The following is a 23679-nucleotide window of genomic DNA, read 5'->3' as shown; positions in this document are numbered from 1 at the left end:
TGGCCGGGGGGGTGCCCGGGCTGCACGGGCGCGGGGCCGGGGTGGGGCCGGCGGGGGGGTGGGCGGGGGGGGGGGGGGGGGGGGGGGGGCGGGGGGCCGGCATGGGGGCCGGCCACCGGCTGCGCTGCGTCAGGCCAGCACCTCGCGCACCGCGCCGGCCGCCACGGTCCGGCCGCCCTCGCGGACGGCGAAGGTGAGGCCGGGCTCCAGCGGGACCGGCTGGCCCAGCGTCACGGTGGCCTCGACGGTCTCGCCGGGCAGCACCAGGTCGGTGCCGTCGGGGAGTTCGACGTTGCCGACCACGTCGCCGGTGCGCAGGTAGAACTGCGGACGGTAGCCGCTGGTGATGCCGGTGCGGCGGCCGCCCTGGGCGGTGTCCAGCAGGTGCAGCCGGGCGGTGAAGCCGGTGTGCACCGCGGTGCTGCCCGGCGCCGCCACCACCTGGCCGCGCCGCACCTGGCCGCGCTGGACCCCGCGCAGCAGCAGCGCGACGTTGTCGCCGGCCTCGGCGGACTCCATGGTGCGCCCGAAGGTCTCCACCCCGGTGACCACCGACTCCAGCTGCGAGCCGTAGCCGAGCACGGCCACCTTGTCACCCAGCCGGACCCGCCCGCGCTCCACCGCCCCGGTCACCACCGTGCCGCGCCCGGTGATGGTGAGCACGTTCTCGACCGGCAGCAGGAACGGGGCCTCGGTGTAGCGCACCGGGGTCGGCACGTACGCGTCGACGGTGTCCAGCAGGTGCAGCAGGGCGGCGGTCCAGACCGGGTCGCCGGCCAGCGCGCGCAGCCCCGAGACCGGGACCACCGGCAGTCCGGCGCCGTCGTAGCCGTGCGCGGACAGCAGCTCGCGCACCTCCAGCTCGATCAGCTCCAGCAGCTCCGGGTCGGCCCCGTCCGCCTTGTTGAGCGCGACCACCACGTGCTCGACGCCGACCTGGCGGGCCAGCAGCACGTGCTCGGAGGTCTGCGGCATCACCCCGTCCTGCGCGGACACCACCAGGATCGCGCCGTCCAGCTGGGCGGCGCCGGTGATCATGTTCTTCACGAAGTCGGCGTGCCCGGGCATGTCGACGTGCGCGTAGTGCCGGGTGTCGGTCTCGTACTCGACGTGCGAGATGTTGATGGTGATGCCGCGGGCGCTCTCCTCCGGGGCCCGGTCGATCCGGTCGAACGGGACGAAGGTGCCGGTGCCGCGGTCGGCGAGGACCTTGGTGATGGCGGCGGTGAGGGTGGTCTTGCCGTGGTCGACGTGACCCATGGTGCCGATGTTGAGGTGCGGCTTGCTGCGCACGAAGGCCTGCTTGGCCATGATGATCAATCTCCGGAAAACGTCAGCCTACTGACGGGACCTCGGTCGCGAGCCACCTTCCCCGGACGAGGTCCCGGGGTCGGACGGTCCCGGGGAAGGTCAGCTTCGTGCGCCGTCGAACGCAGCGGCAGCGGCTGCGGTTGCCCGTGCCGGAGCAGCAGCCATCGCGCCCGCGACTGCGGGGAACTGGGCGATGGCGTACCGGGTCATGGGGGCAATCCTGCGGGTCGGGCGGGGTGGGGCGCCACCGGTTTTCCCGGCCGCTACTAATTCCAGCTAACGAGATCTGTCGACGTGTCATATCAGCTGTTAGAGTCCCGTCTTGCCGCGATCCGGCACCCGCACCACTCCGGTACCGCTCCACCAGAGAAGAGGGAGAAGAACCATGGCATCGCTTCCCCGTCGCGCCGCCGCCGTGATCCTCGCCGCAGCCGGCCTGCTCGGCCTCGCCGGCGCCGCCACCGAGGCCTCCGCCACGACCATCCAGCACTTCCGGTCCAGCGGGAGCTACTACTACGCCAGCCAGCGCGCCTGGGCCGCCGCCTTCGCCGCGGGCTACACCGCCGACCAGTGCGGAGCGGAGTCCGACGGCGTCGGCGGCTACTGGACGGTCGTCGTCACCTGCACGCGCTGATCGCGGCCGGGGCCTGCCGACCACCTGCCCCCGGCCCGGGCGCCGGGCCGGGGGCGGTCGGTCTCAGCGCCGCTGCCCCGCCACGGCCTGCCGCCGGAACTCGGCCGGGCCGCGGCCGTGCCAGCGGTGGAAGGCCCGGCGCAGGGCGCGCACGTCGGTGTACCCGACCCGGGCGGCGATGGCGTCGACGTTGAGTCCGGTGTCCCGCAGCAGGCGGGTGGCCTCGGCCTCGCGCACCTTCTCGACCTCCTCGCGCCAACTGGTGCCCTCGTCGTGCAGCCGGCGCTGGAAGGTCCGCGGGCTGAGGGCGAGCCGGTGGGCGACCCGGTCGAGGGCGGGCGGGCCGTCGGCCAGTTCGGTGGCGATCTCGGCGTGCACCTTGTCCAGCCAGCCCATGATCAGCCGGGCCGACCGGATCGCGTGGGCGGCGTGGTCGTTCACGATGGCCGCGAGGGCGGGGTCCGCCCCGGGGAGCGGCGCGCTCGCGTCCGGCGCGGAGAAGGTGATCGACGAGACCGGTGCGCCGAACTGGATCCGGCGGGTCCCGAACACCTCGACCAGGTGGTCGTGCGAGCGCGGCGGCTCGCCGGGGAGGGTGACCGCGAGGGGGACGACCGGCCGCCCCAGTGCCGTGCTCGCCTGCTGCAGCAGCAGGCCGAGGACGAACTCCGCGATCAGCGCACCGACCCGTCCGAAGGTGGGCACCGGGCGGGTGGCGACCGTCAACCTCCCCTCCGCGTCGACCCGCACGTCGAAGGCGCTGTCCGGGTCGGTGATCGCCGGCAGGTGTTCCGCCGCGAGCCGGAAGGCCTCGGTGAGGTCGGCCGCGGACCGGATCACGTAGTCCCAGACGTGGAACCGGCCCGGCGCCCACAGTTGTGCCACCCGAGGGGCGCCGCCGACCTCCGCGAAGGTGTTGGCCGAGACCTCCCAGACGCGCATCAGCAGCCGCGTCGGCACCCGGATGCCGTCCTGGTCGAGGACGCCCACCCCGGGGAGCCGGTCGAGCTCCCGCCGGTCCACGCCGGCCGACCGTGCCGCCTCCAGCACCAGGCGCACCACGTACGGCGGTATCGATCCCTTCGTCACGGCCGACAGCCTAGACAGTTGACGCACCATCAGCCACTGTCGTCGCGCGCCGCCGGATGGCGCGTTCGGTCCCCCGGTCGGCGCGCCGTGGTCTCATCCCGGGGGCTCCGGTCTCCCTAACGTTGGGCACAGCCCGCCGGACAGCGGGAACTCACCGAGCAGCAGCGAGAAGCGGAGTCACCGTGACATCGGTACGAACCATCGTCTACCCGGTTGGCGACCTCACCAAGGCCAAGGCGTTCTTCGGCGCACTGGTCGGTGCGGAGCCGTACATGGACGAGGTGTACTTCGTCGGCTACCACGCCGACGGGCAGAACATCGGTCTCGACCCCAACGGACACCGGCAGGGCCTGACCGGACCGGTCTGCTACTGGCACGTCGAGGACATCAAGGAGAGCCTGCAGCGCCTGCTGGCGAGCGGTGCCACGCTGCGCCAGGACGTCATCGACGTCGGCGGCGGCAAGCTCACGGCGCTGGCCACCGACGCCGACGGCAACGTCATCGGCCTCGTCCAGGTCGCGGAAGCGGGGGTCTGACATGCGTGCACGGATCGCCACCGCGCTCTACTGGATCGTGGCGGCCGAGTTCCTGCTCGGCGCCGTCACCAAGTACTGGCCCGGGACCGGGCCGCTGGGCCAGGACTACGCGGCGAAGTTCACCCACTGGGGATACCCCGCCTGGTTCCGGTTCGTGGTGGGGACGCTGGAGCTGATCTGCAGCGTGCTGCTGGTCGTGCCGCGCAGGCCGAGCCGTTTCCTGGGCGCGGCCGGCCTGGTGCTCGTCCTGGACGGCGCCGTCACCACGCACATGGTGAACCACGACGTGATCACCCAGAGCCTCGACGCTCCGATCCACCTGCTGGTCGCCGCCGCGATCGCGCTGGCGAACTGGCCGGCCGACTGGAAGCTGCTGCTGCGCCCGGGCAGGTGGGCCCCGCAGCCCCGGTGAACGGCCACCGGCCCGCCGCGCCCCGCACGAGCGGGAGCCCGACATGACGCGCACTCCGGCCGCGGGTCCCCGCGGTAAGGGCGGGCGGGGCGGACGGTCCGTCGATCGGTGGTGCACCGCGGTGGTGCCGACCGATTCTCAGCCCCAGGCGCTGATCACCTGGTCGGGTCCCCAGAACAGACGGACGTCGCCCGGATCGACGTCCGCCGTGGCTCCGGAGAGGGAGGCCACTACCAGGCCGGTCGTGCCGTGGACGAAGCCGGGAACCTGGGGAGCGGCACGGGTCAGAGCCGCGAGGTCGTGACGGTCGAAGGGGGAGAGCAGCCACTTGACGGAGCCGACGAAGTGGACGTGCTGTGCCACGGGGCTGCGGTCGGTGCCCACGAGGTCCAGTTCCGGGTCGAACTGCCGGTTCCACCACCTGCCGACCGCCTCGACCGACGGCCAGGGCAGCTCTTCGTCCATGGCTGCCAGTTCGAGTGACTGGCGCACGAGTGGTTCGACGGCCCGCCCGCGCCACGCGGTCCAACGACGGTCGATCACGCGGTACGCGGCCTCCGGTCGGCCGCGCCGGATCTGCTCCTGCGCGCTTCGCAGGACGGCCAGGTAGAGGCGCAGGTTGCTGTCGGCGATGCGGTAGAGGGCGGGCTTTCCGGGCCGGGTGGAAAGCGGCTCGTCCATGGCCAGGACGTGCTTCTCCTCGACGAGGCGGCGCAGCAGCGGCGACAGGGAGCCGGAGGGGAGTGCGCCCTCGCGGCTGCCCGCGGCGGCCGCAATGTTCGCGTGGGTCCGGTCACCGCCTCCGACGGCTTCCAGGACACGGCGAGCCTGGTCGGGCGCCGGGAACTCGGCGAGCAGGGACGACTCGGCGATTGAGAAGACGGGTGAGGCAGGGTCTGTGCACTCCTGCTCCAGGAAGGGCAGCGCCGGGGTGGCGTTCGGCCACGCCCGCAGGACGCCCGGCAGGCCGCCCGAGACCAGGTGGGCGTCGATGGCGTCCGCCGGACCGAGCCCGAGCGCGGCACCGGTTTCGGCGGGGTTCAGCGGGCCCAGCGTCAGATTGTCCGCACGGCCGTAGAAGGGGCGGTCGTAGGCGGTCAGGCGCTCCATCATGTGGAGATCGCTGCCGAGGAGGAGCAGGAGGACCGGTCGCAGGGACAGGAGCCGGTCCCAGGCGGTCTGCAGTGCTCCGTCGAAGAGGTCGTCCTGCTCGGCGAGCCACGGCAGTTCGTCGATCACGACAACGGAGGGCCGGTCGGGCAGGGCGGCCGCCAGCATCCGGAATGCGTCCGGCCAACTGCCGGAACCGCCGGCGGGTACCAGTTCGACGTCCCGAGGCAGGGAGGACTGTCGCAGGTCGGACAGGAACTCGTCGACCGCCGAGACGGGCGAGGCGCCCTTGGTCGCGGTGAAGAACAGGTACGGGGTTTCTGCCCGGTTGCAGAACTCCTGGACGAGGCGGGACTTCCCCACTTGGCGGCGGCCCCGGATGGCGAGTGCGGTACCGGCTCCCGACTCGGTGACCCTCTGCAGGCGCTTGCCCAGCAGGGCCAGCTCCATCTTCCTGCCGACGAACGAAGAGACCATGAGGTAGATCCCATCCATGTAGATTCAGTCTACGTAGATACCATCTACATGGACCTGAATCCCCTCATGGGCTCATGGGCGTTGCACGGGCCGTGTCGGCTCCGGAGTGCATCCGGTGCCGGGTACCTGGGCCGGCCCGGCGGATCGACCGGAACCGACCGGTGGTCGGCTGCATCCGATCACCGGTCCGGTGCGTCCTCAGTGGTGGGCAAGCCACCTGGAACTGCGACTGACGGGGACCGTTCGATGCACACCACGGAGTTGACCGAAGCCCGCCTCGACGAGGCGGGCAACGTCTTGGTGGCGCCCTCGGCGCTGCGGGACGGTGACCTGCTCAGGGACTTCTTCGGGTCCGTCGTCACGCCCGAGGAGCTTGCGTCCGGTTCGCCCGACCTCGCGGGGAAGAGCGTCTACCTGTGCGGCGACGTGTCCGGGGTCGGCGGCCGCCGGCTGCGGGAGGCTGCGAGGGTCTTCGTGGTCCGGGAACTGTCGCAGGGCTATCGCGAGGACGCCGAGGACCCGTGGTCCCTGGTCGACCTCGGCCGGGTCCCCCTTCGGGTGCACGGCGTCGGCGTCCACTACCGCGGGTTCTTCGACCGCGACGGCGACCACTTCGGGCGGATCCGCGCCGAGCACGCGTTCCAGTCCCTGACGGAGTCCACCAAGCCCGGTACGGCCCACCGCAGCGGGATCTACCTGACGCCCGTCGAGCAGCACGGCGACGAGCTGCACTTCCGCCTGCTCCGGTGCTCCACCAACCTGTCGGGGCCGACCGAGAACTTCCGGCCGACCGACACGGGCATCGTCGAGGCGCTGAACCGGGAGGCCGCCGCCGTCTTCCGGGGCCAGGCGCCGCTGAACCACGTGCTCGCGCAGATCTACCACAACACCCCTGCCACGGTGGAGCGCAAGCAGTCCAAGGCACGGATCTCGTCCCACGCCGACAAGACCAAGGACATGCCCGCCAACGGCGTCATGGCCTTCTGCACCTTCTACGACGGGCTCGACCGGCTGCAGCCCCTGGCCGACGACGCCTTCGACCTGGGGGTGAAGGGGGTCAGCGGGCTGACCCGCCTGCAGTTCCGGCTCAAGGAGTCGGCCGTGGGCGGTGCGGGGGCCGGACTCCCCGCGCAGTTCGCCCTGACGCTCCATCCGGGCTCCGTGTTCTTCATGCCGCTGTCCACCAACCGCCTCTACACGCACGAGATCCGGCCCTCGATGCTGGACGCCGCACTGCTCCCGACCCGGCTGGGGTACGTGGTGCGCTGTTCGAGCGCCGAAGCCGTGCACAAGGACGGCGACACGTTCCTCAAGGCGGCCGGTGGCCCGGTGAAGCTGGGGCCGCCCACGGCGGACGGCACGGACGAGCTGCGCAGGCTGTACGCCGAGGAGAACCGGAGCTCGTCCTTCGTCGACTACGGCGACGAGCTCCGCTTCAGCATGAACGCGGGGGACTACCGTGCGCCCCGGATCTAGCCCCTCGGACGGGATCCTCGTGTACGCCCTGCCGACCGAGGAGGACCGCTACGCGGAGCTGACCGCGTCGGTGCAGTGGGAGGAGGTCGGAAAGGGTCGGCGGGGCGCCGTCCTCGCCCGGCCCGACGCGACGGGTGCGGTGCCCCTGGTCCGGACGACCACGCGGTACGGCAGTCCGGCGCAGCGCTTCCGCGCGGTCCACGAACGGCTGGCGCGACAGGTGCAGGAGGCTGCGGCGCTGCCGGTCGGCTTCAACAACGCGCTGATCGAGAGCTACACGAACGCCTACCGGACCATGGGCGCCCATTGCGACCAGGCCCTCGACCTGGCCGACGGGTCGTTCATCGCCGTCCTCTCCTGCTACCGGGACCCCGGGGCGGGCGCGCAGCGGAAGCTGGTCTTCGAGGCGAAGGCGCCCGGCGGCGAGACCTTCGAACTCCCCCTCGCGCACAACGGCGTGGTCGCGTTCTCGGTCGGCTCGAACCGACGGCTCCGGCACCGGATCGTGCTGGACGCGCCCGCCCAGGCCCCGGACAACCCGTGGTTGGGCGTGACCTTCCGGACCTCGAAGACCCTCCTCCGGTATCGCGACGGACACGCCCACCTCCCGCAGGGGGCGCGCCTGGTGCCGGCCGACGAGGAGCAGCAGCGCGAGTTCTACCGGCTGCGGCGCCAGGAGAACCAGGAGACGGACTTCCGATACCCGCTGCTGACGTACACCGTCAGCGAGAGCGATCTGGTGCCGCCGGTGTGACCGGCACCGGCCGGCGCGGCGTCAGTTCCCGGAGCAGCGGTAGTAGAGGTAGTCGGCTTCCGGATTCGTGCCGAGCGAGGAGCAGTGGTACTTGACGGCCTGGACGCGGGGGTCGTTGCCGGACTCGGTGTTGGGGCCCGGGACCAGGGCGGTGGAGATCCGGCCGGACTCGATCAGGCGGACCACGTCGTCGGCGGTCGGGGTGGGCAGGTTGCCGCTGAAGCCGCCGATCACCTGGAGGTGGGTGAGACCGCTGATGATGAAGTCGTCGGCGCTGGAGGCCTGGTAGACCAGCCAGTCACCGTGGCCGGCCGCGAGCCGGTCCGCGGTGGCGCCGGACTGCTGCAGCTTGGCCCAGTCGGCGGGCCTGGACTCGGGCATGATCGAGCCGCCGTAGGTGCCCGTCACCGAGAGCCGGGCGGTCCGGGCGGCGGGCGTGGGCTCGGCGAAGGTGCCGGTGGCGGCGAACGGCGTGTCGAACGGGCCGCCCGAGCGGGTCAGCAGCCACACGCCCGCGGTCACCGGGCCGGCCACCAGGACGGTGAGGGTGAGGGCGACGGCCAGCGCCCGGGTCGGGACGCGCAGCGCGCCGCGGATCCGGCCGTCCAGCAGCAGCGCGCCGGCCGCCGCGACGCCACTCAGTGCGACGAGGAGCTGCAGGAACGGGAGTTGGGCGTAGAGCAGGCTCGCGCTCCAGAGTCCCTGGACGACGAGCAGGGCGGCCAGCAGTCCCCGGGCGTGCCGCCACAGCGCGGTCACCGTGAGCCCGGTGAGCGCGCCGACGGCCGGGACCAGGGTGGCCAGGTAGTAGTCGTGCAGCGCGTCGACCCGGCTGAACGCGACGGTGCAGGTGAGCAGCCAGCCGGTCCAGAGCAGCACCGCGGGCCGGTGCCGGCGCAGGTGGGTGTGCGGCGCGGTCAACGGCCCGGCGGCGCCCCGGGCGAGGGCGCCGGGCAGACGACGGGGCGGCACCACCAGGAGCAGCACCGCACCGGCGAGGGCCAGTGGCAGCAGCCAGCCCGCGTCCGGGCCGAGCGGCGCGGTGAGCAACCGGTCCCAGGCCGCGTGCGAGAAGGTGCTCGACGGCAGCAGGGCCCCGCCGATCTTCGGGTCCGTCACGTACAGGTCGGCGTGCCGGACCGCCGCCGGGTTCGGCGCGGCGAGCGGCTGCAGGCCGAAGTGCCAGCCGCTGCGGAGGCGTTCGCCGCCGTTGTAGAGGAAGACCTGCTCGAAGACCGAGTTGTGCGCGCTGCCGTCCGCCACCGGGCGCCGGTCGGCCGGGGTGAGGGCGAAGAAGACCATCCAGGACAGGGAGAGCGCCGCCGCCGTGACCGTGAGCAGGGCCGCGTGCAGCGCGGCGCGCAGGCGGCGGCCCCGGGGAGCGGCCACGACCAGGGTCAGCACGAGGGCGGGCAGCAGGAACCAGGCCTCGGTCATCTTCGCCTGGAAGGCCAGCGCGATCCAGGCCGCCGCCGCCCAGCCGGAGCGGCGCCGACCGAGCAGCACCAGGCGCAGCACCGCGTCCGCGGCGAGCAGCAGGAGCAGCAGGTAGAGCGGCTCGGAGAGGTTGCCGCGGGTGGAGGCCAGCGTCACCGGGCTGGTGGCCAGCACGGCGGCGGCGATCAGCGCGGGCGCCGCGCCACCGATCCGGCGGACGGCGCGGTGGAGGACCAGGACGGCGAGGGTGCCCTCGACGACCTGCGGCAGCACCATCGCCCAGACCGAGTACCCGAAGGCCCGCACCGAGAGCGCCTGGACCCAGAAGGCGCCCGGGAGCTTGTCGAGCGTGGTGGTGGCCCGCGGGTCGAAGGCGTCGTAGCAGAAGGCGTGCCAGCTGCCGGCCATGCTGCGGACACCGGCTGCGTAGTAGGTCTCCAGGCCCTCGGTGTCGAGCTGCCAGGCGTAGGCGAGCGCGGCCGCCGCGGCGATCAGCAGGAGCAGCAGGCGGGGGAGGGGGAACGCGCGGCGCAGCAGGGCGCCGAGCCGGCGGGCGACGGGCGGGCGGGGCGATGCCGCAGGCCCCCGGGCGGTCGGACCGGAGGCGGTCGGGTCGGCGGCACCCGGGTCGGCGACGGGTGCGTCGGTGGCTCCCTCGCACGCGGGCGCCCCGGGTATCGCGCCGGGTATGTCGGTGGTGTCGATGACGTGTCGGCACGGCGCCGCGGCTCCACCGGCCGTGCGCCGCTCCCCCTCTCTTGAGAGGCGCATCATGCCGGGTCCGGAGCGGGACGATCAAGTGGGTTCAGTCGGCGAGCCCCGTGGACCGCAGGGTCAGGTTGAGCCGCCCCCGGGTCAGTCCGGTCTCCGGCCGGTCGGTGTCCGGCAGCAGCCTGGGCACCCCGTGGTACGCGTACCGCGAGGGGCCGCCGAAGACGAACAGGTCGCCGGAGGCCAGCCGCAGGTCGGTCCACGGCTTCCCCCGGTGCTCGGCGTTGCCGAACCGGAACAGACAGTCGGCCCCGATGCTGAGCGAGACCACCGGGGCGCCGCTGCGCTCGTCCTTGTCCTGGTGCAGGCCCATCCGGGCGTCGGCGTCGTAGAAGTTGACCAGCGCGGTGTCCGGGGCGTAGGCCGCACCGGCGGCCCGGTCCCCGTAGGCCTCGGCCACCGCCGCGCGGCCCAGGCGGACCAGCCAGTCGGGCAACTCGGCGACCCGGCGGCCGTTCACGTCGCCGGCGGTGCGGGTGTACCGGTACGGCTGCCAGTGCCAGCCCAGGCAGACGGTCTGCACCGACATCACGCCGCCGCCCGGCAGCCGGGTGTGCCGGATCGGGACCGGCCCGCGCGCCCACTCCCGGCAGGCCGCGACCAGCTCACGCTGCTGCTCCAGGGTGAGCCAGTCGGGCACGTGCACCGCACCGGGGGCGACCTCGGTGCGCGATCGCGGGAAGAGCTCGGTCATCACCACCCATGGTAGCCAGCGGCCCTCAGCGGACCGCGTCCCCGAAGAAGTCCGGCAGCTCCACCCCCGCCCCGGTCTCCGCCACCTGGGTGTGCACCCACTGGCCCACCGCCAGGTCCAGCACGCCGAGGCCGAACGGGGCGTAGACGGCGGCCCGGGACGGGTCGCGGACCACCGTGCCGTTGAGCACGTCCGCGATCGTGCCGTGCACGAAGTCCCGGTTGCCGACGAGCTGTTCGGCCAGGTGCAGGGAGGTGCGCTCGCGCACCGCGTGGTCGACGTCGTCGGTGATGTTCTGCGCGGCCAGTACCAGCTCGGGCGCCAGGTCGCGCAGCGACAGGTGCAGCACGACGGGCGCGTGGGCGAGCAGCGCGGGGTCGTGCACGTGCGGCTCGCCGGCCACCGTGGTCAGCACCACCAGGTCGCAGTCGAGGAAGGCGCCCGCCAGCTCGTCCACCACCTCGGTGGCCGGGGCGCCCTGGGCGGCCAGCTCGGCGGCGAACCGCTCGGCGTGCGCCCGGTCCAGGTCGAACAGCCGCAGGCCGTCGATCTCCCAGCCGAGGTCGCGCAGGAACTTCCAGACGTGGCCGGCGATCAGCCCGGTGCCGACCAGCCCGACCCGGCGGGCCCGGCGCGCGCCCACCAGCGCCTCGGCGCCCAGCACGGCCGAGGCCGCGGTGCGGGTCGCGGAGATCACCGAGGACTCCAGCACGGCGTACGGGTAGCCGGTCTCGGTGGAGTTGAGCACCAGCACCGCCGAGGCGCGCGGGATGCCGCGGGCCGGGTTCTCCGGGAAGCTGGCGATCCACTTGATCCCGGCCACCTCGAACTCCCCGCCCAGGTAGGCCGGCAGCGAGATGATCCGGGAGCTGGGCCGGTGCGGGAAGCGCAGGAAGGCGCTGTGCGGGTTGCTGCTGTCGCCGGCGTCGTGCGCCAGGTAGGCGCGGCGGACCACGTCCACCAGGGTGGGGCGGTTGCCGTCGACCTGCTTGAGGACGTCGGCGCCGGACAGCACGCGCAGCGGCGGGAAGGAGAGCGGGGCGTCGGACATGGCGGACTCCGAGGGTGACGAAGGGTCAGCGGGTGGACGTGGCGGGGGTGAGGGACCAGGCGGCGGGCGGTTCCCCGGTGCCGAAGGTGGCGCTCACCCAGGCGGGGTTGTAGACGGTGTCGGCGTAGGCGATGCCGCGGTCCGCGCAGAGGAAGGCGACCCGCGGGCGCCGGCCCGCCGCCGGCGGGTGCTCGGCGAACCAGTGCTCGATCGCGGCGTACACGCTTCCGGTGGAGCCGCCGGCGTACAGGCCGTGCCGGCGCACCAGGTCCAGGCAGCCGCGCACCGCCCGGGCCTCCGGCACGATCACCACCTGGTCGATCAGCGCCCGCTCGCACAGCTGCGGGACCAGGCTGGAGCCCAGGCCGGGCAGTCGGCGGGCGGCCGGCGGCTGGCCGAAGATGGCCGAGCCGGCCGCGTCCACCGCGACCACGGTGGCGTTCGGGTAGGTCTCCTTGACCCGGCGGGACAGTCCGGCGATGGTGCCGCCGGTGCTCACCCCGAGGAAGACGTAGTCCAGTTCGGGCAGCACCCGGGCGATCTCGCCGCCGGTCAGCTGGTAGTGGGCGGCCAGCGCGTCGTCGTTGGCGTACTGGTTGGGCCAGTAGGCGTGCGGGAGCTCCCGGCAGAGCTCGCGCACCCGGGCCAGCCGGGTGTTGAGGAAGCCGCCGCTGGCGTCGCGCACGGTGACCTTCTCCACCGTGTCGCACATGATGTCCAGGTAGGCCTCGGTGAGCGCGTTGCAGTTGGGGTCGATCACCGGGACGAAGCCGATCCCCAGGGCCCGGCAGAACGCGGCCATCGAGATGGCGAAGTTGCCGGAGGACGACTCGACCACCGTGGTGTGGCGGGTGATGTCGCCGCGCTCGATGGCCTTCTTGAGGATCCAGAAGGCCGAGCGGTCCTTGGAACTCCCGTTCGGGTTGCAGTACTCCAGCTTGGCGTAGAGCTCGATCCGCTCCTCGTCGAGCCGCACCAGCGGGGTCTCCGCGAAGGTGGCGGCCAGCGCGGCCAACCGGTCGGTCAGCGAGCTGTCCCGGGTGACCGGTCGTTCCGGTGCCAGGGTGGCGGACTCGTGTGTCGGCATGACGCCGTTCTCTCCCGGTCTCGGTGGGGTTGCGGTGGCGGCACGGGGGGTGGCCGCGAGGGCGGTCACCATTGGCCGGTGGCGAAGGCGAGCAACGCCTCGCGCTCGGTGGGATCGACCAGGTCGACCGCGGCGACCGGGGTGTCCGGGTCCGCCACGGCCGCTTCCAGCAGCCGCTCGTAGTGGGCGGCCATCCGGGCCACGGTGGCCGGCTCGAACAGGTCGGCGTCGTACTTGAGCGCCACCTTGACGCCGCCGGTGCCGGCCAGCACCTCGGCGCTCAGGTCGAACTGGCCCTCCTGCTGGTCCACGGCGAAGCCGGACAGCCGCAGTTCGTGGTGGACCAGTTCGGCCCGCGGGTCGCCGAGCGCGAGCAGCTCCAGCAGCGGCTGGAACCGGTTGGCGGCGACCAGGCTGAACATCGCCTGGAAGACCGGGGTCCGGCCGGGGTCGGCCGGCAGGCCCAGTTCGCCCGGCAGCAGCGGCAGCGGGAAGTCCCGGTGCGCCAGGTCCTGGCGGACCTGCTCGCCGATCTCCGCGAAGAGCTGACGGAAGGTCAGCTGGTCGCCGATCCGGACCCGGTGCGGCAGCGTGTTGACGAAGTAGCCGACCGCGTCCTTCATGGTCCGCTCCGGCCGGGTGCTCACGGCGTAGCCGACCAGGAAGTCCGCCTGCGCCGTCCACCGGTGCAGCAGCGCCTGGAAGGTGCCGAACAGCACCGCGAACGGGGTGACCCCGGCGGCGGCCGCCGCCGGCCGCAGCCGCCGCACCAGCTCCTCGGGCAGCCGCAGGTCGTGGGTGGCGCCGACGTACCGCTTGCGGGCCGGGCGCTGGTGGTCCACCGGCAGCTCCAGCAGCGGCGGCGCGCCGGCGCACACCTCGCGCCAGTAGTCGGCCAGTTCGCCCCGGCGCGGCGAGTCGAGCACCTCCCGCTCGATGTCCACCACGTCCTGGAACGGGCGGCGCAGCTCGGGCCAGGTCGGCTCGGTGCCGTCCAGCTCGGCCCGGTAGGCGGTCAGCAGGTCGCCCAGCACGATGACCTGCGAGGCGCCGTCGGTGGCCATGTGGTGGGCCACCACCAGCAGGACCGCGTCGGTCGGCCGCGGGCGCAGCAGCAGCACCCGGACCGGGCCCGGGACGGTCAGGTCGAACGGGCGGTTGACCGCGGCGTGCGCGCGCTCGTGCAGCTCCGTGTCGGTGGCGCCGGGCAGCTCGTGCACCTCCAGCACCTCGACCGGCCCCTGGTGCACCACCCGGTACGGCGTGCCGTCGGCCTCGGCGAACCGGGAGCGGAGCAGCTCGTGGCGGTCCAGCACCCGGTGCACGGCCCGGCGCAGCGCCTCGTCGTCCACCTGCTGGTGGATCCGGACCGCCATCGCCACGTTGTAGGCGGGGCTGGCCGGGGCCATCCGGTGCAGGAACCAGAGCGCCTCCTGGCCGGTGGTGAGGGCGAGGTGCGCGGTGCTCATCGGCCGCCCACCAGGTCGTGCAGGTGGGCGGAGAGGGCGTCGATGGTGGGGTGGTCCCAGGCCAGGGTCGGGGAGAGCTCCACCTCGAACCGGTCCTCGATCTGGGCGACCAGGCTCATCCCGTAGACCGAGTCCATCCCGTACTCGACCAGCTTGACGTCCGGCCGCAGCTCTTCCGGCTCGAGCTCCAAGTAGAAGGCGACCCGCTCGGTGAGCCAGTCGGTGATCCCGGCCACCGAGGTCTCGACGGTCTGCTCGGACATGGTGAACTCCCTAAAACGTTTTTTGGGTGGGTCAGTTGACGGGGCGGTTGGACAGGTCGAAGCTGCGGCCGGAGTGCAGCCGGTGGCGCAGTTCGGCGAGCAGGGCCTCGGTCCGGTCGGTGCGGCCGGCCGGCCGGTCCTGCTCGCGCAGCAGCGGCTCGGTGGCGCGCTGCCGGACCCGCCGGCAGGCCTCGGCGGCCTCCCGGCGCTGCTGCTCGCCGGGGCCCGGGCGCGGGCCGCGCAGCGCGGCCAGGGTGGTGAGGTCGCGCTGGTGCTTCTGGAAGATCGCGTGCTCGCCCTCGCGCAGGTAGGAGCGGGCGCCGAGCAGCAGCGAGAGCCGGTGGCCGGCGTCGCGGACCAGCTGCTCGACGGGTGCGGTCACGCCCTCGGCGCGGCAGCGGTCGGCGGTCAGCAGGTCGGCGAAGGCCTCCGCCAGCACCGCGCGGGCGCTGGGCAGGGCGATCACCGGGCGGCCGTACAGCTCGCGGCGCTCGGCGAACCGCAGGGTGGTGCGCAGCTGGGTGTCCAGGGCGCCGATGGTGGCGGCGGCCAGGGCCCGGGCCTCGGCGGCGCGGTCCGCCGGGGCGTCGACCAGCGCGGTGACCGGGACGGGGTGGGCGGTGAAGACGAGCCGGTGCGGGCGGCAGCCGCGCAGCCCGGGGGTGCGGTAGGCGGCCCCGACGGACGGGCGCAGCTCGGCCGGCAGCTGCAGGTGGCGCGCCGCGCCGTCCAGTTCGACGGTGAGCAGCAGCCGGCGCGGGCCGGTGGCGTGCACCTCGCCGTCCAGCAGCAGCACCCGGCCGGACCGGCGGGCGCGCAGCGGCCCGCCGACGGCGAAGGTGTGGGCGGCCGGGGTGGGGTCGCCGGTCAGCGCGGGGGCCAGGGCCCGGCCCAGCACCAGGCCGAGGTCACGGGCGCCGAGCGCCTGGAGGAACTCCTCGGTCCGGTCCAGGGCGGCCGGCTCGGGCAGTTCGCGGCGCTCGTCGGCCTCGACCGCGGCGGCGAACCCGAGCGGGTTGGCCGGGTCCTCCGGATCGCCGAGCAGGGCGGTGGCCCGGGGCAGTGCGGTGGTCATGCGGTCTCCTCCAACTGGCAGTCGAGCAGGGAGAAGAGCCGGCCGGCGCGGTGCTGCCGCTGCAGCCGCCCGGTGAGGTCGGCGACCAGCTCGGCGGGCAGCTCGCCGCCCGGGCGCAGCTGGCCGAGCAGCCGGACCAGGGCGGCCCGCAGCCAGCTGCTGCTCTGCCAGCAGGCCGAGTCGTCCGCCGTGCGGTTGTGCAGCCAGAGCTGGACGCAGGCGGCCGCGCCGAACAGGACGGTGTAGCGCCGGGCCAACTCGTACGAGCTGGCCGGTACTTCGCGGGCGGACGGGCGCAGCTCGGCCATCTCGGCGTGGATCGCGGCGGCCTGCTCGGCCAGTTCGGCCGCCAGCGGCACGAGCTGGGGGTCCGTCAGCTGCGCCAGTGCGGCGGGCAGGCTCTGCACCAGGCTGCTGCCGTGGCGGGAGAAGAGTTCCAGGGCCTTGGTGCCGGCCGGCGGCAGCTCGGTGGCCAGGGTGGTGGCGGTGGCCAGGCCGTCCTGGTTGACCCGGCCCCGGTGGTAGCCGCGGGCCAGCGCGTCGAACTGGTTGATCAGCGCGTTGAGGTTCACCGCGGTGTTGCCGTCGAAGATGCTCATGATGTGGTGGTCGCGTTCCAGCTTCTGGAAGCTGTCCGCGTCGGTCGGCTCCGCCAGCAGCAGGGTGGGCCCCAACTCGCGGGCCAGGTCGGCGATCAGCTGCTCGACCAGGGTCGGCACGAAGGCCTTGACCGCGGCCGAGACCACGCTCATCTCACCCGGCAGGGTGTGCACGGCGCGGGCCGCCACCAGGGTCACCGCCTCGGCCACCAGCAGGTCGGCGTAGGCGCCGGCCAGCGCCGGATTGGGGTCCGGCGCGCTGTTGCGCACCGCCAGCCGCAGGGCGTGGTCGGCGGTGCCCAGCGACAGGGCGCCGCACAGGGTGCGGGTCAGCTGCAGGCACTTGAGCACCGTCTCCAGCCCGGTGCCGGCCGCGCCGACCAGCGCGTCGGCGGGCACCTCGGCCCCCTGGAACTCGATCCCGCTGATGTCCGCGCCCCGGATCCCGACCGTGCGCACCGCCGGCAGGCAGCGGTAACTGCCGGGCGCCAGGCGGCGCTTGTCCACCAGCAGCAGGCTGAACCCGCGCGGCCCGCCGACCGGTTCGGTACGGGCCAGCACGCAGACCAGCTGCCCGCGCGAGGCGTTGCCGATCAGCCACTTCTCGCCGTTGATCCGGTACCACTGCTCACCGGCCTCGGTGGCGACCCGGTTGGCCAGCAGGTCGCTGCCGTGCTCGCGCTCGGACAGGGCCAGCGAGACCACGCTGCCGGCCTCCACCTCGCGGGCCAGCCGCTCGGCCTGCTCCGCGCTGCCGGCCAGCCAGACCGAGGCGGCGCCCAGGAAGGTGCCGACGTGCGCCACCGCCACGGTCAGGTCGCGGCGGGCCACCAGGCGGACCAGGGCGGCCAGTTCCTCGTAGCTGTGCAGTTCGCCGCCGAGCGCGCCGGGCACGTAGCGGCGGGCCAGGCCCAGCCCGTCCAGGCGTTGGCAGATCTCGGTGGGGAACTCCTCGCGCTCGTCCAGCTCCTGGCAGCGGGCGAAGGAGAAGGTCTGCAGCGGGTCGTGCGGGTCGCCGAGCCCGCGGTCGAAGCGCTCGGCCAGTTGGACCAGGGTCGATTTCACGCTCCCTCCCCGACCGGCTGCGGGCGGCGGTAGCTGGCCCGGGCACGCGGGCTGAGCTCCTCGTACAGCGGCTCCAGCGCGCCGCTGACGAACAGTTCGCGCATCCGGGAGCGCTGGATCTTGCCGCTGGTGGTCCGGCTGACCTTGCCGGGCTTGAGGAAGACCACGTTGCCGACCGCCATGCCGAGGCTGCGGCCCAGCTCCAGCTTGACCGTCTCGGCCAGCTCGGGCAGGGCGGTGGCGCCGAGCCGGGCGGCCCGCACCTCCTGGACCACCACCAGCTCCTCCAGCGGCGCCGGGGCTGGCACCGAGAAGACGCTGCCCTGCAGCCCGCCGAACCCGGCGTGCAGCTCGCCGACCTCGCGCTCGACGTCGTGCGGGTAGATGTTGCGGCCGTTGATCGTCATCATGTCCTTGATCCGGCCGGTGACGTAGAGCTCGCCGCCGTGCAGCACGCCCAGGTCGCCGGTGCGCAGGTAGCCGGTCGCGCCGTCGGCGGTGGTCGCGCCGAAGACCCGCGCGTTCACCTCGGGCTTGTTCCAGTAGCCCGCGCTGACCGACCCGCCGCGCAGCCAGATCTCGCCGACCTGGCCGTCCGGCAGCACCCGGTGGTCGCCCGGGTCGACGATCCGCAGCTCCAGGCCGGCCGGGCGCCCGCAGCCGACCAGCTCCAGGCCGTCCGGCACGGGGGCGAAGACGTTGCGCTCCAGCTCGGCCGGGTCGACCGTGGTGACGGTGGCGGCCCGCCCGGGCACGCCGGCCGTGACCCCGAGGGTGGCCTCGGCCAGGCCGTAGGCCGGGCGCACCGTGTCCGGGGCCAGGCCGGCGGCGGCGAACCGCTCGGTGAACCGGGCGACGGTGCGGGCGTGCACCGGCTCGGCGCCGTTGGCGGCCACCTGCCAGCTGGACAGGTCGAGTTCGGCCAGCTGCTGGTCGGTGACCGAGCGCGCGCAGAGGTTGTAGGCGAAGTTCGGGGCGAACGAGTGGGTCGCCCGGTGGCGCTGGATCAGCTTCAGCCAGGTGTACGGGCGGCGGATGAAGTCGGTCGGCGGCAGCAGCACGGTGCGCCCGCCCTGGTACAGCGGCAGCAGCAGCGCCGCGATCAGGCCCATGTCGTGGAAGAGCGGCGCCCAGCTGCAGACGGTGTGCTCCGGCTCCAGCGAGAGGATGGCGCGCAGCTCGCCGAAGTTGTGCCGCAGGTTGGCGTGGCTGACCACCACGCCCTTGGGGTCGCTGGTGGAGCCGGAGGTGTACTGCAGGAAGGCGGGCGCCTGCGGGTCGGCGGCGGGCCAGACCCAGTCGGCCTCGGCCACCGGGGCGACGTCCTCCACCGCCAGGCAGCGCACCTCGGCCAGCCGCTCCTGCTCGGCGAACTCGGCCACCTCGGGCAGCGTGGCGCGGTCGGTGAGCAGCAGCCGGGCGTCGCAGTCGGAGACCACGCCGCCGGTGCGGCGGCGCTGGCTGCTGCCCCGGCCGGGCAGCGGCACCGGGACCGGCACCACCGAGGCGTACAGGCAGCCCAGGAAGGCGGTGACGAACTCCAGGCCGGTCGGGAAGAGCAGCAGCGCCCGGTCGCCGGGCCGGGTGGTGCGGCGCAGCTCGGCGGCCACCGCCTGGGCGTCGGCGGCCAGCTGGTGGTAGGTCAGGACCCGCTCGGTGTCCGCGGTGGCGAAGACCACGGCCGCGGCCTGCGGGGTGCGGCCGGCGTGGTGCGCGGTCGCCTCGATCAGATCACGCATGGCGGGTCGTCACTTTCCGGTAGGGGTGGGAGCGGGCTCGGTGCCGATCCGGCGCAGCGAGGGGCTGAGCACGGCCGACAGCGCCAGCAGCGCCATCACGCCGCTGCAGGCCAGCACGGTGGGCCGGAAGCCGAAGGACTGCAGGGCGAAGCCGCCGACCAGGGCGCCCAGCGGCAGGGTGCCGAAGGCGATGATGGAGACCACGCTGGCGATCCGGCCCTGCATCTCGTCCGGGGTGACCCGGACCTGGAAGGAGACCACCGCGATGGTCCAGGCCGCCCCGATCAGTGCCATCGGGGTGATCACCAGGGCGAAGAGCAGCGGGTTGTGCAGCAGCACGGTGAGCGGGAAGAGCACGGCCCAGATCAGGTTGGCGCCCAGCACGATGACCGGCAGGCTGAGCCGCTCCAGCCACCAGGAGGTGGACAGCGCCCCGATCACGCCGCCGACCCCGGCGGCGCCCATCACCAGGCCGACCACCGCCGGCGAGACCCCGTCGTGCCGCAGCACGGTGAGCATGCCCAGGGTGAGCACCTCGAAGAGCAGGTTGCTGACCGCGATCACCCCGGCGGCCGCCCGCAGCTGATGGTGGTTCCAGAGCCAGCGCACCCCGGCCGCGATCTCCGCCAGCACCTTGCCGCGCTCGGCCGGGTCGGTCCGCTCGGCCTGGAAGCCCTTGCGGATCGCGGACAGCGTGGTGAACGAGACCAGCTGGGAGACGGCGGTGAAGAGCAGCGGCACCCAGAACGCCACCGCCGACAGCGCGCCGGCCAGCGGCTGGCCGAGCAGGCCGGTGGCCTGCACCCGGGCCTCGTTCTGCGAGATCGCCTGGTCCAGGTGGTCCGGGTGGACCACGTTGCGCACCGCCGCGTGCTCGGCGAGCTTGTGCACCACGCCGAGGCTCGCCTCGACGAAGGCCACCGCCAGCAGCACCGGCAGCAGCACCTTGCCCGCGAGCAGGGTGGCGACCAGCACCGCCAGGGCGGCGAACCGGCCGAGGTTGCAGCCGAGCATCAGCCGCTTGCGGTCGAACCGGTCGACCAGCACCCCGGCGAAGAGCGAGAGCACCAGCTGCGGCAGCGCGGCCGCGGCGCCGACCAGGCCGGCCGAGCGGACCGAGCCGCCGGACCAGAGCACGATCAGCGGGTAGGCGAAGGCGGAGACCTGCGAGCCGAGCGAGGAGAGCGCGGTGCCGGTCCACAGCAGCACGAAGTCCCGGTTGCGGCGCAGCGGCGGGGGAGCGGGCGGGGCGAAGGCGGCCGCCGGGTCCAGGGCGTCGACGGTCATGCCCGGCCCCCGGCGCACCACTCGAGCACGGCCATGGCGCTGGTCAGCTTGTGGCCGGCCTGCCAGAAGGCGATGCTGGTCGGCCCGTCGAGCACCTCGGCGGTGACCTCCTCGCCGCGGTGGGCGGGCAGGTCGTGCATGAAGACCGCCTTCGGGCTGCCCTCCCACAGCTCGGCGCGGACCTGGAACGGGTCGAAGCGTTCGCGCCAGTCGGGGTCCGGCTTGGTGGTGCCGGTGGTCTGCCAGCGGGTGGTGTAGATGACGTCCACGTCCCGGGGCAGGTCGGCCATGTCGTGCCGCTCGGTGACCAGCGAGCCGTGCTCGGCCGCCTGGGCGGTGGCCCGGTCCAGGTAGTCGGTGAGCAGCCCGTAGCCCTCGGGGGTGCGCAGGTGCAGCTCGGTGCCCGGGTACCGGGAGAGCGCCAGCGCCAGCGCGGAGGCGGTGTTGTTGCCCTCGCCCAGGTAGAGCACCCGCAGGCCCTCGATCCGGCCGAAGTGCCGCTGCAGGGTGGTCAGGTCGGTGAGCGCCTGGGTCGGGTGCTCCTCGGTGCTCATCGCGTTGACCACCGGCATCCGGCCCTGGGCGGCCAGCGCCCGCAGGTCGGCGGAGGGCTCGGCGGTGCGGGCCACCAGCACGTCGATCATCCGGGAGAGCACGTCGCCGGTGTCCTCCAGCGTCTCGCCGGTGTTCAGCTGCAGGTCGCCGGGCTGGTAAGTGAGCAGGTCGCCGCCCAGGCGCAGGGTGCCGCTGGAGAAGGCGGTGCGGGTGCGGGTGGAGGTCTTCTTGAAGTAGACGCCCACCACCCGGTTCGCCAGCGCCGTGCCGGCCGGCCGGTCCTGCTCGGCGAACTCCACGCCGCGGGTCACCAGGTGGCGCAGCTCTTCGTCGGTCAGGTCGGAGATCGAGATCAGGTGTCGTGCTGTCGCGGTCATCAGGGCCTTCGTTCCGTGTGGGTGAGGGAGGGTCAGCGGGCGGCGAGGCGCTCGGCGAGGGCGGCGGCGACCAGGGCCGAGGCGGCCGGGGTGGCCAGCTCGGCGTGGGCGAGGTCGAGCCGGTGCACCGTCACCTCGCCGGCGACCAGCGCCCGCCAGGCGGCCGGCTTGGGGTGCTCGGCGGACTCGGTGGCGGTGGCGACGAAGAGCTCGACGCCGCCGTCCTGGGCCGGCGCGCGGTAGGCCTCGCCGATCCGCTGGAAGTTGAGCAGCACCTCGACCAGCCGGTCCGCGGTGGCCGCGTCCAGGTCGGCCAGCTCCGGGTAGGCGGCGCGCAGCAGCTCCAGGAAGCGCAGCCGGGGCGCGAGGGTCGGCGGCTCGTGCTCGGCGCCGGCCGGCAGGATCCCCAGGCCGGCCAGCACCTCGATCAGCTGGGTGCGCTCGTCGGCCCCGTCGGGCAGCGGCTCGAAGTCGCGCCAGTCCGGGTGCGCGTCCAGCACCGCGAGCAGCTCCACCTGCTCGCCGGCCGCCCGCAGCTGGGCCGCCATCTGGTGCGCGAGCAGGCCGCCGAAGGACCAGCCGAGCAGCCGGTAGGGGCCGGTGGGCTGCACCCGGCGCAGCTGCGCCAGGTAGTCGGCGGCCACCGCCTCGATCCGGTCCGGCAGCGCCGTCGGCTCGGCCAATCCGCGGGCCTGCAGCGCGTACACCGGCAGCTCGCGCGGCAGGTGCGGCAGCAGGTTGGCGTAGCCCCAGCCGATCGCCAGCCCCGGGTGCACGCAGAACAGCGGGCGCAGCGTGCCGGTGCGGCGCAGCGGCAGCAGGACCGGGATCGCGGCGGGCGCCGTGCGGGCGGCGAGCCGCTCGGCGAGTTCGGCGACGGTGGGGGCCTCGAAGACGGTGCGGACCGGGAGGTCCACGCCGAGTTCAGTGCGGATCCGGCTGACCAGCCTGGTGACCAGCAGCGAGTGGCCGCCGAGGGCGAAGAAGCTGTCGTCGACGGAGACCTCGGGCAGCTCCAGCACCTCGGCCAGCAGCGCGCAGAGCGCGCGCTCGCGCTCGGTGCGCGGCGGGCGGCCGCCGGTGGCCCCGGTGCGCTCGGGCTCGGGCAGTCGGCGCAGGTCCAGCTTGCCGTGCGCGGTCCTGGGCAGTTCGTCCAGCACCACGAAGTCCGTCGGCACCATGTAGTCCGGCAGCGCCTGGGCCGCGTACTTGTGCAGCACCTCCGGGTCGGGCAGCGTGCGGGCGTCCTCCGGGACCAGGTAGGCCAGCAGTCGGCCGCCCCGGACGACGACGGCGGCCCGGGTGATCTCGGGGTGGGCGGTGAGCACGGACTGGATCTCGCCGAGCTCGATCCGGAAGCCGCGGATCTTGACCTGGTCGTCGGTGCGGCCGAGGAAGTCGAGCAGGCCGTCCGGGGTCCAGCGGGCCAGGTCGCCGGTCCGGTACATCCGGGAGCCGGCCGGGCCGAAGGGGTCGGGGACGAACCGCTCGGCGGTCAGGTCGGGGCGGCCCAGGTAGCCGCGGGCCAGCCCGCCGCCGGCCAGGTGCAGCTCGCCGGGCACGCCGGGCGGCACCGGGTTGCCGTGCGGGTCCAGCACGTAGGCCCGCGCGTTGTCGACCGGTCGGCCGATCAGCGGCAGGGCCGCGTCCTCGGTGGTGAGGGTGACGGCGTCCACGGTGAACTCGGTCGGGCCGTAGCAGTTCAGGCCGCTGGTCCGGGCCGCCGCGCGCAGGGTGCGCCACAGGTCCGCGCCGACCGCCTCGCCGCCGACCGAGAGCACGGCCGGGGCGTGGTCCGGGTGGTCCAGCAGCCCTTCCTCGACCAGCACCGCGGCGAAGGACGGCGTGACGTCGAGGAAGTCGATCCGGTGCTCGACCACGTGGCGCACCAGGGCGCGCGGGTCGAGCCGGGTCTCCTCGTCGATCAGGTGCAGCCGGTGGCCGGCGGCGAGGAAGGTCAGCGGGTCGAGCCAGGCGTCGAAGGTGACGCCCGCGGTCATCGCCACGCCGACCGGCCCGGCGCCGAAGTGACGGTCCATCAGGACCCGCCGGTTGGTGGCGCACAGGTCGGTCAGGCTGTGGTGCTCGATCACCACGCCCTTGGGCAGGCCGGTGGAGCCGGAGGTGTAGATGACGTAGGCGGGGTGGTGCGGGTCGGGGCGCAGGCCGAGCTCGGTGCCGGGGTGGTCGAGGGCCGCCTGGTCGAGCAGCAGGACCGGGAGGCCGTCGAGGGCGTCGGCGGTGCGGGTGGTGGCGAGGGCGAGGACGGGGTCGGCGTCGCGCAGCATGTGCGCGGTGCGGGCGGCGGGGGCGGCCGGGTCGAGCGGGAGGTAGGCGGCGCCGGCCTTCCAGACGGCGAGTTGGGCGACCACCAGGTCGGTGGTGCGGGGCAGGGCGAGCGCGACGCAGCG

At 73.9% G+C, this 23679-nt stretch carries 20 protein-coding genes; 5 read left to right on the top strand and 15 right to left on the bottom strand.

Annotation, left to right across the window (positions count from 1 at the left end; genetic code table 11):
• Window positions 1-129: 129 nt before the first annotated feature.
• Window positions 130-1311 (bottom strand): elongation factor Tu, encoded by a 1182-nt coding sequence (tuf, locus tag ACFW1A_RS20960; RefSeq protein ID WP_380410629.1) that lies wholly within the window; start codon window positions 1309-1311, stop codon window positions 130-132.
• A gap of 385 nt (window positions 1312-1696) precedes the next feature.
• On the opposite strand from tuf, the gene ACFW1A_RS20955 reads away from it, so the two are divergent.
• Window positions 1697-1945 carry a hypothetical protein gene (locus tag ACFW1A_RS20955; RefSeq protein WP_380410628.1) on the top strand — a complete coding sequence of 83 codons (249 nt, stop codon included), beginning with the start codon at window positions 1697-1699 and terminating at the stop codon, window positions 1943-1945.
• 63 nt (window positions 1946-2008) lie between these two features.
• Here the strand turns inward: ACFW1A_RS20955 and ACFW1A_RS20950 are convergent, their stop codons facing one another.
• Window positions 2009-3034: an AraC family transcriptional regulator ligand-binding domain-containing protein gene (locus ACFW1A_RS20950; protein ID WP_380410627.1), complete on the bottom strand. Its 1026-nt coding sequence runs from the start codon at window positions 3032-3034 to the stop codon at window positions 2009-2011.
• Window positions 3035-3216: 182 nt separating this feature from the next.
• Here ACFW1A_RS20950 and ACFW1A_RS20945 point away from each other — a divergent pair, with 182 nt between their 5' ends.
• Window positions 3217-3570 (top strand): VOC family protein, encoded by a 354-nt coding sequence (locus ACFW1A_RS20945; RefSeq protein WP_380410626.1) that lies wholly within the window; start codon window positions 3217-3219, stop codon window positions 3568-3570.
• A gap of 1 nt (window position 3571) precedes the next feature.
• Window positions 3572-3982, top strand: a complete 411-nt coding sequence (locus ACFW1A_RS20940; RefSeq protein ID WP_380410625.1) for a DoxX family protein — start codon at window positions 3572-3574, stop codon at window positions 3980-3982.
• A 138-nt stretch (window positions 3983-4120) separates the two neighbouring features.
• On the opposite strand, the gene ACFW1A_RS20935 is transcribed toward ACFW1A_RS20940, so the two are convergent.
• A complete protein-coding gene (locus ACFW1A_RS20935; RefSeq protein WP_380410624.1) occupies window positions 4121-5542 on the bottom strand; it encodes an ATP-binding protein in 1422 nt (473 codons plus the stop codon).
• Window positions 5543-5815: 273 nt separating this feature from the next.
• Here ACFW1A_RS20935 and ACFW1A_RS20930 point away from each other — a divergent pair, with 273 nt between their 5' ends.
• A complete protein-coding gene (locus tag ACFW1A_RS20930; protein WP_380410623.1) occupies window positions 5816-7045 on the top strand; it encodes a hypothetical protein in 1230 nt (409 codons plus the stop codon).
• A 19-nt stretch (window positions 7046-7064) separates the two neighbouring features.
• Window positions 7065-7799 carry an alpha-ketoglutarate-dependent dioxygenase AlkB gene (locus tag ACFW1A_RS20925; RefSeq protein ID WP_380410622.1) on the top strand — a complete coding sequence of 245 codons (735 nt, stop codon included), beginning with the start codon at window positions 7065-7067 and terminating at the stop codon, window positions 7797-7799.
• A gap of 21 nt (window positions 7800-7820) precedes the next feature.
• Here the strand turns inward: ACFW1A_RS20925 and ACFW1A_RS20920 are convergent, their stop codons facing one another.
• From ACFW1A_RS20920 to ACFW1A_RS20865, 12 genes are all read right to left on the bottom strand, one after another.
• The gene (locus tag ACFW1A_RS20920; protein ID WP_380410621.1) at window positions 7821-10007 is read right to left on the bottom strand and encodes an ArnT family glycosyltransferase; all 2187 of its coding nucleotides are present in this window, start codon (window positions 10005-10007) and stop codon (window positions 7821-7823) included.
• A 34-nt stretch (window positions 10008-10041) separates the two neighbouring features.
• Window positions 10042-10701 (bottom strand): alpha-ketoglutarate-dependent dioxygenase AlkB family protein, encoded by a 660-nt coding sequence (locus ACFW1A_RS20915; RefSeq protein WP_380410620.1) that lies wholly within the window; start codon window positions 10699-10701, stop codon window positions 10042-10044.
• A gap of 25 nt (window positions 10702-10726) precedes the next feature.
• Window positions 10727-11752: a 2,3-diaminopropionate biosynthesis protein SbnB gene (gene sbnB / locus ACFW1A_RS20910; RefSeq protein ID WP_380410619.1), complete on the bottom strand. Its 1026-nt coding sequence runs from the start codon at window positions 11750-11752 to the stop codon at window positions 10727-10729.
• A 25-nt stretch (window positions 11753-11777) separates the two neighbouring features.
• Window positions 11778-12839, bottom strand: a complete 1062-nt coding sequence (gene sbnA / locus ACFW1A_RS20905) for a 2,3-diaminopropionate biosynthesis protein SbnA (RefSeq protein WP_380410618.1) — start codon at window positions 12837-12839, stop codon at window positions 11778-11780.
• Window positions 12840-12904: 65 nt separating this feature from the next.
• Entirely contained in the window at window positions 12905-14308 is a 1404-nt protein-coding gene (locus ACFW1A_RS20900; RefSeq protein WP_380410617.1) for a condensation domain-containing protein, read from the bottom strand.
• Complete coding sequence (locus ACFW1A_RS20895) at window positions 14305-14571, bottom strand: acyl carrier protein (RefSeq protein ID WP_380410616.1); 267 nt, start codon at window positions 14569-14571, stop codon at window positions 14305-14307. Before ACFW1A_RS20895 ends, ACFW1A_RS20900 begins: the two co-directional genes overlap by 4 nt.
• 31 nt (window positions 14572-14602) lie before the next feature.
• Entirely contained in the window at window positions 14603-15646 is a 1044-nt protein-coding gene (locus ACFW1A_RS20890) for a hypothetical protein (RefSeq protein WP_380410615.1), read from the bottom strand.
• Window positions 15643-17310, bottom strand: coding sequence for an acyl-CoA dehydrogenase family protein (locus ACFW1A_RS20885; RefSeq protein WP_380410614.1), 1668 nt, complete (start codon window positions 17308-17310; stop codon window positions 15643-15645). Before ACFW1A_RS20885 ends, ACFW1A_RS20890 begins: the two co-directional genes overlap by 4 nt.
• A complete protein-coding gene (locus ACFW1A_RS20880) occupies window positions 17307-19049 on the bottom strand; it encodes a fatty acyl-AMP ligase (RefSeq protein ID WP_380410613.1) in 1743 nt (580 codons plus the stop codon). Before ACFW1A_RS20880 ends, ACFW1A_RS20885 begins: the two co-directional genes overlap by 4 nt.
• 9 nt (window positions 19050-19058) lie before the next feature.
• A complete protein-coding gene (locus ACFW1A_RS20875) occupies window positions 19059-20336 on the bottom strand; it encodes an MFS transporter (RefSeq protein ID WP_380410612.1) in 1278 nt (425 codons plus the stop codon).
• Window positions 20333-21268, bottom strand: a complete 936-nt coding sequence (locus ACFW1A_RS20870; protein WP_380410611.1) for an ornithine carbamoyltransferase — start codon at window positions 21266-21268, stop codon at window positions 20333-20335. Before ACFW1A_RS20870 ends, ACFW1A_RS20875 begins: the two co-directional genes overlap by 4 nt.
• 32 nt (window positions 21269-21300) lie before the next feature.
• A partial coding sequence (locus tag ACFW1A_RS20865) for an amino acid adenylation domain-containing protein (RefSeq protein ID WP_380410610.1) occupies window positions 21301-23679 on the bottom strand: 2379 nt, incomplete at its 5' end.

The organism is Kitasatospora sp. NPDC058965, from assembly GCF_042741245.1.
Lineage (GTDB): Bacteria > Actinomycetota > Actinomycetes > Streptomycetales > Streptomycetaceae > Kitasatospora.
Note: the sequence above shows the minus strand (reverse complement) of the source record. Positions and strands in the feature narration are given on the sequence as shown.